This window comes from Gluconacetobacter azotocaptans (assembly GCF_014174355.1).
In the GTDB taxonomy this organism is placed as follows: Bacteria; Pseudomonadota; Alphaproteobacteria; order Acetobacterales; family Acetobacteraceae; genus Gluconacetobacter; species Gluconacetobacter azotocaptans.
Map to the genome: position 1 here is coordinate 348,676 of NZ_JABEQF010000001.1, position 12,534 is coordinate 361,209.

Annotated in this window: 13 protein-coding genes; 12 read left to right on the plus strand and 1 reads right to left on the minus strand. The window is 66.8% G+C overall.

Going from position 1 to position 12,534, the window contains the following annotated elements:
* Positions 1-13: 13 nt before the first annotated feature.
* The 5 genes from HLH34_RS01580 to HLH34_RS01600 all read left to right on the plus strand — a co-directional run bounded on the left by HLH34_RS01580 (position 14) and on the right by HLH34_RS01600 (position 4,655).
* Complete coding sequence (locus tag HLH34_RS01580; RefSeq protein ID WP_183117822.1) at positions 14-952, plus strand: LysR family transcriptional regulator; 939 nt, start codon at positions 14-16, stop codon at positions 950-952.
* Between the two features lie 31 nt (positions 953-983).
* Positions 984-2,402, plus strand: coding sequence for an amino acid permease (locus HLH34_RS01585; protein WP_183117823.1), 1,419 nt, complete (start codon positions 984-986; stop codon positions 2,400-2,402).
* 69 nt (positions 2,403-2,471) lie between these two features.
* Complete coding sequence (locus HLH34_RS01590) at positions 2,472-3,278, plus strand: dienelactone hydrolase family protein (protein ID WP_183117824.1); 807 nt, start codon at positions 2,472-2,474, stop codon at positions 3,276-3,278.
* A gap of 37 nt (positions 3,279-3,315) precedes the next feature.
* Entirely contained in the window at positions 3,316-4,170 is an 855-nt protein-coding gene (locus HLH34_RS01595) for an SDR family NAD(P)-dependent oxidoreductase (RefSeq protein WP_183117825.1), read from the plus strand.
* An 11-nt stretch (positions 4,171-4,181) separates the two neighbouring features.
* Positions 4,182-4,655 carry a hypothetical protein gene (locus HLH34_RS01600; RefSeq protein ID WP_183117826.1) on the plus strand — a complete coding sequence of 158 codons (474 nt, stop codon included), beginning with the start codon at positions 4,182-4,184 and terminating at the stop codon, positions 4,653-4,655.
* 22 nt (positions 4,656-4,677) lie between these two features.
* Here HLH34_RS01600 and HLH34_RS01605 read toward each other — a convergent pair whose 3' ends face one another.
* Positions 4,678-5,553 (minus strand): fatty acid desaturase family protein, encoded by an 876-nt coding sequence (locus tag HLH34_RS01605; RefSeq protein ID WP_183117827.1) that lies wholly within the window; start codon positions 5,551-5,553, stop codon positions 4,678-4,680.
* Between the two features lie 468 nt (positions 5,554-6,021).
* On the opposite strand from HLH34_RS01605, the gene HLH34_RS01610 reads away from it, so the two are divergent.
* From HLH34_RS01610 to HLH34_RS01640, 7 genes are all read left to right on the plus strand, one after another.
* Positions 6,022-7,122, plus strand: a complete 1,101-nt coding sequence (locus HLH34_RS01610; RefSeq protein ID WP_183117828.1) for an alkene reductase — start codon at positions 6,022-6,024, stop codon at positions 7,120-7,122.
* 23 nt (positions 7,123-7,145) lie between these two features.
* A complete protein-coding gene (locus tag HLH34_RS01615; RefSeq protein ID WP_183117829.1) occupies positions 7,146-8,348 on the plus strand; it encodes an MFS transporter in 1,203 nt (400 codons plus the stop codon).
* Positions 8,349-8,411: 63 nt separating this feature from the next.
* Positions 8,412-10,418, plus strand: a complete 2,007-nt coding sequence (locus HLH34_RS01620) for a M61 family metallopeptidase (protein WP_183117961.1) — start codon at positions 8,412-8,414, stop codon at positions 10,416-10,418.
* Positions 10,419-10,502: 84 nt separating this feature from the next.
* Complete coding sequence (locus HLH34_RS01625) at positions 10,503-11,069, plus strand: TIGR00645 family protein (RefSeq protein WP_183117830.1); 567 nt, start codon at positions 10,503-10,505, stop codon at positions 11,067-11,069.
* A gap of 20 nt (positions 11,070-11,089) precedes the next feature.
* Positions 11,090-11,713: a trimeric intracellular cation channel family protein gene (locus HLH34_RS01630; RefSeq protein ID WP_183117831.1), complete on the plus strand. Its 624-nt coding sequence runs from the start codon at positions 11,090-11,092 to the stop codon at positions 11,711-11,713.
* 94 nt (positions 11,714-11,807) lie between these two features.
* A complete protein-coding gene (locus tag HLH34_RS01635; protein ID WP_183117832.1) occupies positions 11,808-12,014 on the plus strand; it encodes a TOBE domain-containing protein in 207 nt (68 codons plus the stop codon).
* A 5-nt stretch (positions 12,015-12,019) separates the two neighbouring features.
* Entirely contained in the window at positions 12,020-12,532 is a 513-nt protein-coding gene (locus HLH34_RS01640; protein ID WP_183117833.1) for a molybdopterin-dependent oxidoreductase, read from the plus strand.
* Positions 12,533-12,534 lie beyond the last annotated feature (2 nt).

Here is a 12,534-nt window from a genome sequence, read left to right on the forward strand (position 1 = left end):
AATGGAACGCGCGATGGATCTGCATGCGCTGACGGATTTCAACCTCGTCGCCTCTCATGGCGGCTTCGGTCGTGCCAGCCGTGCCACGGGGCGGCCCAAGGCGACCCTGTCGCGCAAGGTCACGGAACTGGAACAAAGTCTCGGCGTGCGGCTGATCGAACGGGGAACCCATGCCCTGCGCCTGACCGACGAAGGGCAGGCGCTCCATGCCCGCACCGCGGGATTGCTTGCCGAGATCGCGGAGGCAGGGCAGGCCGTCGTGTCGGCCGCCTCGGTCCCGCAGGGACGTTTACGTGTCAGCGCGCCGGTGGTTCTTGCCCATGTCGCATTGGGGCGCATCGCAGCGCGGTTTGCCCGGGCCTATCCGCAGGTGCAACTGGAACTCGTCGCCGAGGACCGGATCGTCGATCCCGTCGAGGAAGGCTATGATTTCGTGATCCGCATCAATCCCGCGCCCGTCGATCATCTGGTGGGCCGCAGGGTCCTGCGCGACGATCTGCTTCTTGTGGCGGCTCCGGAGGTGGCCCGGACGGTGTTTCCGGTCCTGTCGGGCGACAGGACGGATGTTCCGGCCGTGCTTCGTGCGGCCACAGCGGGGGAGGTTGTCTGGCGGATTGTGGCCGAGGACGGACGGGTGGTGTCGGTCGCGCCGCGTCCCGTGCTGCGTCTTTCATCCCTTCTGATGATCCATAGCGCGGTGCGGGAGGGGGCAGGGGTCGCGCTGCTGCCCGGGCTGCTCGTTGCACGCGATGTCGCCGCGGGGCGGCTTGTCCGTTACGGCGCCGCGGCGGGGCCGCCGGTTGAAATCTGGGCATTGCAGAGTTCGCGTCGCCTTGTCGGCGCCAGGGCGCAGGCCTTCCTCAACGTGCTGGAACAGGAACTGGCGCTGTGGATATCCGGTCAGCCACGGGCGCCTGACACGGTTGTTGAACAGATTGGCGCAGTACCGTAACGTTCCCCGGCAATCGACAGGGGGCGAGCAGATGGCCGGAATTTCGCGGCAGCCCGGATCGACCGATCCAGGCAGGCTCAAGACTCGTCATGTCTCGATGATCGCGTTCGGCGGCATCGTCGGCGCGGGCCTGTTCGTGGGCAGCAGCGTGGCCGTGGCGGGGGCCGGACCGGCCGTCCTGCTGGGCTACATCGCCACCGGCGCGCTGGTCATGGTGGTGCTGCGCGCGCTGGGCGAAATGCTGCTGGCCGTGCCGGGCCGGGGGTCGTTCATCGATTATATCCGGCTGGGCAACGGCGAATGGGCCGGGTTCCTCAGCGGCTGGCTCTACTGGTTCTACTGGGTCATCGTCATCGGCAGCGAGGCGATCGCGGGGGCCATCCTGTTGCAGGACTGGGTGCCGCTGCCGATCTGGATGCTGGCGGTGCTGCTGGTGCTGCTGGTCAAGCTGATCAACATGATATCGGTCGACCTGTTCGGCGAATGCGAATTCTGGCTGGCGGCGGTCAAGCTGGTGTGCGTCGTGGGGTTCATCGGGACCAGCCTGCTGTTCGTCCTGCATGGGCTGGGCCATGCCCCCCATGTAATGGCGAACCTGCTGACGCATGGCGGGCCGATGCCGCATGGCGCGCTGGCGATCGTGGGCATGATCCCGACGATCCTGTTTTCGATGATGGGGTCGGAAACCGCGACCGTCGCGGCCGCCGAGACCGAAAACGCCGAAGCCAATATCGCGCGGGTCACCCGTTCCACCGCCATGAGGATCTCGCTGTTCTACGTCAGCTCGATCGGGCTGATCCTGTGTTCGGTGCCCTGGGCGGATATCGTGCCGGGGCATTCGCCGTTCGTGACGGCGATGGTGGCGATGGGCATCCCCGGGGCGGCGTTGATCATCCAGTTGGTGGTGTTCAGCGCGATCTTTTCCTGCCTCAATTCCAGCATCTACATCACCTCGCGGGTGCTGCTGGGGCTGGCGACGGCCGGCGAGGCTCCGCGCTGGTTCGGCGGGGTATCAGCGCGCGGGGTGCCTACGCGCGCCGTCGTCGTCAGCAGCCTGTCCGGGCTGCTGGTTGCGTTCTCGTCCATCCTGGCGCCGGATACGATCTTCGCCTTCCTGCTGGGCGCCAGCGGGGCGGTGATCCTGCTGGTCTATATGCTGATCGTCACCGCGCATCTTGCGGTACGCGGCGGGCTGGAACGGGCGGGCCATCGGTTCGCATTTCCCACGCTGCCGTTCTTTCCCTGGCTCAATTATGTCGTGGTGGCGGGGATGGGCGGAATCTACAGCGCCATGCTGCTGGACCAACGGCAGAGGGCGACCGCCCTGTCCAGCCTGGGCTGTGCCCTGTTCGTGCTGGCGCTGTACGGCGTCCGGCGTTACGCGGCGCTGCGTCGGTCGCGGGGCGCCGGCCCCGTGGCAGGCGCGGTGCTGGAACCGCGGCAGGTCTGAGACGCTTTTGTCCACGGCCGCACGCGCCCTGTCCGACGGGGACGCGGCGGGCGGTCCCAGGATTGTCCCATGAGATGTTCGAGCCGATTGATCGGGGGTGCGGCGCTTGTCCTCGGCCTGCTGGCCGCCCCGCCGGCATGGGCGCGGATGGTTGCAAAGCCCGTGGGCTGGGCGCTGGACGGAACCCGATTCCAGAGCGTCCTGGTCTATGACGACGCGGTCGCGGCAAAGCGTCCGGGCCTGGTCATGGTGCCCAACTGGCGCGGCGTGAATGCCATCGCCATCGACAAGGCTAAAATGATCGCCGGCCGGGATTACGTCATACTGCTGACCGACATGTATGGGGCGTCGATCCGACCGGCCGATGACAGGCAGGCGATGGCGGCGGTGAAACCCCTGCTGTCCGACCGCATGCTGATGCGCGCGCGCGTCCGGCGGGCGCTGGATGAATTGCAATCCCAGGCCGTGACGGCGCCGATCGATCTGTCCCGCCTGGCCGCCATCGGCTTCTGCTTCGGCGGGGCCGCCGTGCTGGACCTGGCGCGCAGCGGGGCGGACGTAAAGGCCGTCGTGTCCTTCCACGGGAACCTGACGACGGACGACCCGGCGCTGGCCCGGCGCATCAGGGCGGACGTTCTGGTCATGAACGGTGCCGACGACGCGATGACATCCCCCGATTTCGGTGCCTTCCTGGACGAAATGCGGCAGACGCCCACCGACTGGCAGTTCGTGGTGATCGGCCATGCGGTGCATTGTTTCACCGAGACCGAGGCGACCGCCCCGACCGGCATGTGCCGCTATGACGCCAGGGCGGCCGCGCGGTCCTACGCCCTGATGCGGCAGTGGCTGGCCGCGCGCTTCACGCGCATGCCCTGATCCGGGCCGGTTTCGCCGGGCGCTGGAGGACGAGAACATGAGCCATATCTGCATCCAGCCTTCCCACGTCGCGATCGTGACCGGCGGCGCCTCGGGGATCGGGCTGGCGGCCTGCCGGGCCTTTGCCGGCATGGGGCTTTCGGTCGTCGTCGCGGACATGAACGCCGAAGGGCTGGCCCGCGCGGTCGAGGACATCGCGGCGGCGTCGCCCCGCGGGCGCGATGCGGTGCGCGGCCTGCGGTGCGACGTGACGGTGCGCCAGGACCTGCAGATGCTGGAGGCCGAAGCCCGCGACGCCTTCGGCCGGGTCGATATCCTGATGGCTAACGCGGCGGTGCAGCCGGGCAGCGATATCCTGGGTCCCGATGGCGCCTGGGACCGGATTCTGGACACCAACCTGTATGGCGTGATCCGCACGGTACAGGCGGTCCTTCCGGGCATGATCGCGGACGGGCATCCGGGGCTGGTGATCGTCACCGGCTCCAAGCAGGGGATCACGACCCCGCCGGGCGATCCGGCCTACAACGTCGCCAAGGCCGGGGTGAAGGCATTTGCCGAGGCCGTACAGCACGATCTGCGCAATCGACCGGGATGCCGTATTTCCGCGCACCTGCTGATTCCGGGCTTCGTCTTCACCCCCCTGACGGCCAACGGCCGGACCGAAAAGCCCGCCGGGGCGTGGACCCCGGCCCAGACGGTCGATTTCATGATGCAGGGACTGGAGCGGGGCGATTTCTACATCCTCTGCCCCGACAATGAGGTGACGCGGCAGGTGGATGAACGCCGGATGCTCTGGGCCGCCAGCGACATCGTCGAGAACCGCCCGCCGTTGTCGCGCTGGCATCCGGATTATGCGGATCGGTTCGAGGCATTCCTGCGGGGCGCCGGCTGACGGAGGCAAGGATGACGGATACGCCCCCCGTACCCCTTGCGTGGATTCTGCGTGCCGTCGTCATGATCGCGATCTGCGGCATGGGGGCGCAGGGACCGGCGGCCCGGGCGCAGGTGGGATGTGGCCCCGGGGTGTTCGGCTGTGCGTCCAACCCGGCCGAGCGCGCCCGGTTGCGCATGCAGTTGGAGACCGAAATCCAGCAGCGGCAATTTTCTGCCCGTCAGCGCGGCCTGGAACAGGTGGAACGGGATCGCACCCGTCTCGACCAGTTGGGGCAGCAGCCGGCGGGGCTGCCCGGTTCGCCCGCCGAAATGGAGCGGCAACGGCAGGCGCAGGCCCTGCGCGAGGATATCGACCGGCAGACGGCCGCCACGCGCGGCCTGTACCATGCGCAGCCGCTGGGGCCGGGGACATGGAGCATCCAGAACCCGCAGGGCGTGCCGCAGGCCACCTGTCGCGAGGTCGGGCGTGTTCTGGTGTGCTGACGGCCGCCCTTGGGTCGATGCGTCAGGTGCCCGACGGGGCCGCCCGCGCGGCGCCCAGCGTTCGGAAATCCACCATCCGGCCGGCGTCCTCGTCCCAGATCCGGTGGCTCCAGACCTCGGCCCAACTGTCCCGCAGGCTCAGCGTCTTCACGTTGTGGAAGACCGGGTTGGCGTGATGGCACGCCTCCAGCAGGTAATTGGGGATACCGGGGGCGGCATGATGCACGTGATGGTAGCCGATCGACGCGGAAAACCATTGCAGGACACGCGGCAGCTTGAACAGCGAGCAGCCGGTCAGCGCCGCGTCGAAGGAATTCCAGTTGCTGTCGGCCTCCCAGTGCACGCCCTCGAACTTGTGCTGCACCAGGAACAGCCAGATTCCGAAGACGCTGGCCGGGTAGATCACCAGCAGCGAGACCATCAGCATGGTCGCATACCCGACCGCATGGCCGAGGGCGGCATAGATCAGCAGGACGGTGAGATTGGTCAGGTGCACGCCCAGACGCTCGCGCCACCAGCCTTTCGGGGTGTCGAACGGATAGCGGTACACAAAGAAGAAGATGATGGGCGGCATGATGAACATCGACAGGAACGGCTGGCTGGCGATGCGGTAGGACAGTTTCTGCATTGTCGACATGGCGCGATATTCCGCCACCGTGATGCAGTCGGAATAGATGTTCGACATCTTTCCCCTGTTGGCGATGTTGTTCCACGATCCATGATGGATCCCGTGGTGACGCCGCCAGTGGTCGTAGGGGGTAAGCGTCAGCACCGAGCACAGCCGGCCGGCCCAGTCATTGGCCCAGGCCGTGCGAAACAGCGACCGGTGCCCGAAATCATGCTGCAGGACGAACGTCCTGACCGACAGGCCGGACGCGATTGGCGCCAGCAGCAGCACGCTGTGGTATCCGTGGTAAATCCCGACGTAAATCAGTGCGTAACATAATAAAAGCAGGGAAATGGTCGTTGAAACCTGAAAAAAACTGCGAATGCTGTCAGATCGCTGAAAATTTTTTATGGATTTCAGAGCGGTATGGTTGGATGACACGGTGGCTCCACGAAAACGGCATGCTTTCAGGGATTATTGGTTAGAGATCGCTATGAAATATTTCAAGTTATTATTTATTGTTGACACAATTTAATAAAAAATCCCTATCATTGTTTCGATATGTTATTTGTCACAAAAATTTCTTTAAGTCGCGGTGCTTTCCTCGTGACTCGCCGCCGCGCGACCGAACGCTGGGCGTCACTTGTTCTTTTGTTTCCAAGATCCTGTGCCGGCCCGCATGGTTCGCGTGAGGCGCCGGGTGCGATATCCACGAACCGGCCAGGCGCCTCGCGACGCCGTTTCCCGAAGGACCATCGCATGCTGTTCACGCCCTACCGGCTGGGTCTACTCGATCTTCCCAACCGCATCGTCATGCCGCCGATGACACGGTCCCGCGCGGGGCAGGGCGACGTCGCGACCGGGTTGATGGCGGAATATTATGCCCAGCGCGCCTCGGCCGGCCTGATCGTCAGCGAAGGGACGCAGATCAGCCGGCAGGGCCAGGGCTATGCCTGGACGCCGGGGATCTACAGTGCCGAACAGATTGCCGGCTGGCGGCTGGTGACCGACGCGGTCCACGCGCGCGGCGGGCGCATCTTCGCCCAGCTGTGGCACGTCGGGCGGGTATCGCACGTCGCGTTGCAGCCGGACGGGGCGGCACCGGTGTCGTCCTCGCCGCTGCTGGCCGAGGGGGTGAAGGTATTCGTCGATCCCGACCGGCGCGGACCGCAGGCCGGTGTCGGCGAAATGGTGCAGCATTCCGCCCCCCGGGCGCTGACCGTGGCCGAAATCGGCGGCATCGTGCAGGATTTCGCGCAGGCGGCGCGCAATGCGCTCGATGCCGGCTTCGACGGCGTCGAACTGCATGCCGCCAACGGCTACCTGATCAACCAGTTCATCGATTCCCAGGCCAACAGCCGGACCGACGCCTATGGCGGGTCGCTGCCCAACCGCCTGCGTTTCCTGCGCGAGGTCACCCAGGCCGTGGCCGGGGTGGTGGGCAGGGGGCGTATCGGCGTGCGGCTGGCGCCGCTGACCACCTTGCAGGGGGCGGTGGACGACACCCCGCAGGCGACTTACCTGGCCGCCGCCCGGGTGCTGGACGAGGTCGGTGTCGCCTACATCCATGTCGCCGAGGCCGATTGGGACGACGCGCCCCACATGCCGCCGGCCTTCAAGGAGGCGCTGCGCCTGGTCTATGGCGGTACGCTGATCTATGCCGGAAAATACACCCTCGCCCGTGCCGAGGACGCCCTGCGCCGTGGCTGGGCCGACCTGATCGGCTTCGGCCGTCCGTTCATCGCCAATCCCGACCTGCCGGCGCGGCTGGAACGCGGGTTGGGGCTGATGGAACCGGACGCCGGCCGGTTCTTCGGCGGCGCGGGGGCGGGGTATGTCGATTATCCGGTGGCCGGCTGATCGCAGGCGCATAAGGAAAAACCATGAACGATATCCGAACGCGACGCGTTCATCCGGGTGTATTGGCGTTGGCCGTTACGTCCTTCGCCATCGGTGTTGCCGAATTCGTGGTGGTGGGCATCCTGCCCGCCATCGCGGGCGACCTGAAGGTGTCGCTGGACCGGGCGGGCGAACTGGTGGGGCTGTATGCGCTGGCCCTGGCCGTGGGGACGCCGCTGGTTGTGCTGGCGCTGGCGCGCTTTCCGCGCAAGCCGGTGCTGCTGGGGCTGGTCGCGGTATTCATGGCGGGCAACCTGCTGTCGGCGATGTCGGTCGATTATGCCTCGCTGCTGGTGGGGCGGGTCGTTACCGCCGTGGCGCATGGCAGCTTCTTCGCCATCGGCGCGACGGTTGCGGCCGCGCTGGCGCCGCGCGACCAGGCCAGCCGGGCGATCGCCATCATGTTCTCCGGCCTGACCCTGGCGATGGTGATCGGCGTGCCGCTGGGCAGCATCCTGGGCAACGGGATGGGGTGGCGCCTGCCGTTCTTCGCAGTCGCGGCCCTTGCGGCGCTGGCCCTGATGGCGACGGCATGGTGGCTGCCGCCGATGCCCGCACCGCGCGTCGGGCGGATGTCCGCCCAGCTTGCGGCGCTGGGCCAGCCGTCGATCCTGGCGATGATGTGCGTGACCATCCTGGGGTTCGGGTCCAGCTTCGCGGCCTTTACCTTCATCACCCCGATCCTGACCGGGCTGACCGGCTTTTCCTCGACGGCGGCCAGCGTGCTGCTGGTGGTGTTCGGCGCCGCGACCCTGGTGGGCAATCTGGCCGGTGGCCGGTTCGCGTCATCGTTGGGGTGGCAGTCGGCATTGCGCCTGCTGTTCGCGCTGCTGGGGGCGACGCTGGCGGTCATCGGCCTGAGCCTGTCCCATCCGCTGCCCATGGTCGTCATGCTGTTCATCTGGGGCGTGCTGGCGTTCGGCATGTCGCCCGGCGTGCAGGCCGCCATGCTGGAAACGGCGGAACGCGACGCCCCGCAGGCGGTGGATTTTGCCTCGGGCCTCAATATCTCGTCATTCAACCTGGGTATTTCGCTGGGCGAGACGGTGGGCGGCGCGCTGGTGGCGCACGGACATCTGGGTCTGACGCCCTGGGCCGGCGTCATCAGTGTGGTCGCGGCGCAGGTGCCGCTGGCCTGGATGGGGGCCAGGGCGCGGCGCGCCGGGGCGATCGGCGGCATGGCATAGACCGGATCGCAGCAGGGCGTCGTGACAGGGCGGATCGTTCCATGCCATTTCGGATAGACGATGATGGCAACCGATCGGCCCCGGAAGGTGCATATTTTGAGTTTGTTCCAGACACGCCTGCTCGCCCTGTCCCTGACCACCGCGCTTGCGGCCGTGCCGGCGTTCGGCCGGGCCGCCCCGGCCGAACCACCCCAGCCCCAACCGCTGGCGCTGCCCGCGTCCGTTCCCGCCCCGCGTGACGTGCCGTTCGACGGCACCATCAGGCTGAACGTCGACGCTACGGACCTTGCGCGCCATATCTTCACCGTTCGCGAAACGGTGCCGGTACCTGCCGCCCTGGCGGCGACGGGCGGGGACCTGACCCTGCTCTATCCGATGTGGCTGCCGGGCAACCATTCGCCGACTGGTCCGATCGACCAGTTCGGCGGCCTGGCGGTGCAGGCCGGCGGCGCGCCGGTCGAATGGACGCGCGACACGGTGACGGTCAGCGCCTTCCACCTGAAGGTGCCCAAGGGGGCGCATGCGCTGGATGTCCGGTTCCAGCTGCTGTCCCCGGTCTCGCCCGAGGAAGGGCGTGTGGTCATGACGCCGGACATGCTCAACGTCCAGTGGAATGCGCTGGCGTTGTATCCGGCGGGATATTTCACGCGGCAGATCATGGTGCAGGCCGACCTGCGCCTGCCGGCGGGCTGGCAGTACGGCACGGCGTTGCGCACACATGGGGCGACGGGCGGCGCGGTTGTCGCGTTCGATGCGGTGCCGTTCAACACGCTGGTGGATTCGCCGCTGTTCGCCGGACGATATTTCCGCCGCATCGATCTGGCGCCCGGCGCCGCCGTGCCGGTGACGCTCAACCTGGTGGCGGACAAGCCGGCGGAACTGGCGGCGACCGACGCGCAGATCAAGGCCCATCAGGCGCTGGTGACGCAGGCCGGGCTGCTGTATGGCGCGCATCATTACGATCATTACGATTTCCTGCTGGCCCTGACCAATGAACTGGGCCGCATCGGCCTGGAACATCACCGGTCGAGCGAGAACAGCGGCCCGCGCGGCTATTTCACCGACTGGGACAAAACGTTCGCGGCGCGCGATCTGCTGGCGCACGAATATACCCATTCCTGGAACGGCAAGTACCGCCGCCCGGCCGATCTGTGGGCGCCGGATTTCAATACGCCGCAACGTGGGTCGGGCCTGTGGGTCTATGAGGGGCAGACCCAGTACTGGGGCTATGTGCTGGCGGCGCGGTCCGGCCTGATGACCGCCCCGCAGGTGGTCGATGCGCTGGCCGGGGTCGCGGCGACGTACGACATGCGGCAGGGCCGGACGTGGCGTCCGTTGCGGGACACGACGAACGACCCTGTCATCGCCCGGCGTTCCCCCCTGTCGTGGAGAAGCTGGCAGCGGAGCGAGGATTATTATTCCGAAGGGCAGCTCGTCTGGCTGGATGCCGACACGCTGATCCGCAAGCTGTCGGGCGATACGCGGTCGCTGGACGATTTCGCGCGCCATTTCTTCGGCACCGACGACGGCAGCTTCGTGACCCGCACCTACGGTTTCGACGATGTCGTGCACGCCTTGAACGACGTCCAGCCGTATGACTGGGCCGCGTTCCTGCACCAGCGCCTGGACCGGACGTCGACGCACGCGCCGCTGGACGGGTTCACGCGCGCGGGGTACCGCCTGGTCTATACCGACAAGCCGAACGACTATCTGACATCCTACGCCGCCATCCGGCATGTGACGGATTTCAGCTTCTCGCTCGGGTTCATGCTGGGCAAGAGCGGCAGCGTGGCGAACGTCGAATGGGGCAGCCCGGCCTGGCAGGCGGGCATGACGCGGGACCAGCAGCTTGTCGCGGTCAATGGCGAGGCCTACGACCCCGACGTGCTGAAGGATGCGATCGTCGCGGCGCAGGCCAGCAACGCGGCGCCGCTGACGTTGCTGATGCGCGCGGGCGATCGCTATCTGACGCTTTCCATCTTGTATCATGCCGGCCTGCGCTATCCGCATCTGGAACGGGTTGCCGGCACGCCGGACATGCTGGCGGCCATCCTGACGCCGCGTCACTGAGGGCGGGAGACCAGCTCCCGCGTGGGAAGCCCCCGCGCGGGAGAAAGAAATGACAGCGGCATGGTCCGTGTGTAGGGTCCGTGCATGACCAGAACGGACGGACCCCACCCCCAGGATGCCTCGCTACGCCCGGAACATGTCGCCGAGCGTGCCTTCTTCGCCACGCGCTGGCTGGCTGCCCCGCTCTATCTCGGCCTGGCGGTCGGGCTGATCGTCATCCCGGTCAAGTTCTTCCAGTTGGCCTGGGGGTTGCTGGCCCATGTGTTCATCCTGCAATTCGATGATGTATTCGTGGGAATCCTCGATCTGATCGATCTGGTGATGCTGGCGAACCTGCTGCTGATCGTCATGTTCTCGGGCTACGAGAATTTCGTGTCGCGGCTGGATATCCGCGACCATCCCGATTTTCCAAGCTGGATCGGGCATGTCACCTTTGGTGATATCAAGCTGAAGCTGATGGCGTCCATCGTCGCCATGTCGGGAATACATCTGCTGGCCGATTTCATCCGCGTCGATGCCATGACCAACCGCGCGCTGGCCTGGACCGTCGGGATCCATCTGGCCTTCGTCGCCTCGGGCGTACTGCTGTCGGTGATGGACCGCCTGATGGAGCCGGCCGGGGGGCATCCCGCGTCCGCCACCGATCACTAGGCCTGTTCCAGAATCCGGTGATGCGGATCGGGCTGGGAACGGTCGTCCTGTGCGCCGATCTGGCCGGGACGGTGGTGTTTGCCGCCGAGGGCGCGATGGCGGCGATGATGCGGGGACTGGATCTGTTCGGGATCATGGTCGTGGCATTCGTCGTGGCGCTGGGCGGCGGAATGATTCGGGACGTGCTGATCGGCGCCGCGCCGCCCAGCGCCATCCGCGACTGGCGTTATCCGGTGCTGGCGTTCCTGACGGGCCTGGGGGTGTTCGCCTGCCGCCGCCTGCTGCATGTCGCGCCCGGCGGGCATGTGCTGGCGGTGCTGGATGCGGCGGGCCTGTCGCTGTTCGCCGTCGCCGGGGCTGAAAAAGCGTTGTCGTACGGAATCGGGCCGCTGGCGGCGGCCCTGATGGGCATGCTGACCGGCGTGGGCGGCGGCGTGATGCGCGACGTCCTGCTGGCGCGGGTGCCGCTGATCCTGGTGTCCGACATCTATGCCACGGCGGCGCTGGCCGGGGCGTCGGTGGTGGTCGCCGGGCGGCGGCTGGCCCTGCCCACGGGGGCGGTAGCCGGTGCGGGCGCGCTGACCTGTTTCTGCCTGCGGCTTGCGGCCCTGCGCTATGGCTGGCGCCTGCCGGGTGGAACGTAATGACAAAACGCCAAAATCGGCCTATACTATGATTTGTAGCATGCCCGACACAGTATGGTAGCGTACTGAACATAGTAATGGAGGGAAAACGACTATGAAATTGAGCGCCAGGAACCAGATCGCCGGAAAGATCGTGACCGTGGAAAAAGGTCAGACCACCGGCCATGTCCACCTCGACGTGGGCGGCGGGATCATCGTCACCTCCTCGATCACGAACGAAGCGATTGACGACCTGGGCCTGAAGGTGGGCGACGACGCCGTCGCCGTCATCAAGGCGTCCGACGTCATGATCGGGAAATAAGCGGCATGCGCCCGATCGCGCATTGGGCGCTCGTCGCCGCATTGTCCCTGTACGCGGGGACGACCGGCCTGTCCGCGCATGCGCGCGCGGATGGGCTGGTCGTGCGCGACGCGGCCGGGGCGGAGCATCGCCTGAGCATGACGGACCTTGCCGCCCTGCCGGTGGTGCGTGTCACGATGCCGCCGGGCAAGGACCACACCGCGCCCCGCCTGTTCGAGGGGCCGCTGCTGTGGTCGGTGCTGTCCCGTGCCGGGGTGGTCGGCGACCCGCCGCGCGACCTGGCGGCGCGTGTGATTCTGCTGGAAGGCACGGACCGCTATCACGCGGCGCTGGCGGTGGGCGAGGTCGCCCCGGATTTCGAGGGCAAGCAGGTCATCCTGGCCGAACGCATGGACGGTGCCGATCTCGGCCCGACCCATCTGAGGATCGTGGTGCCCGGCGACCGGCGCGGAGCGCGCGGGGTGCATGATCTGACGCGGATTTCGATTGTCGCCATTCCATCCGGCGCGGCGCGATAAAG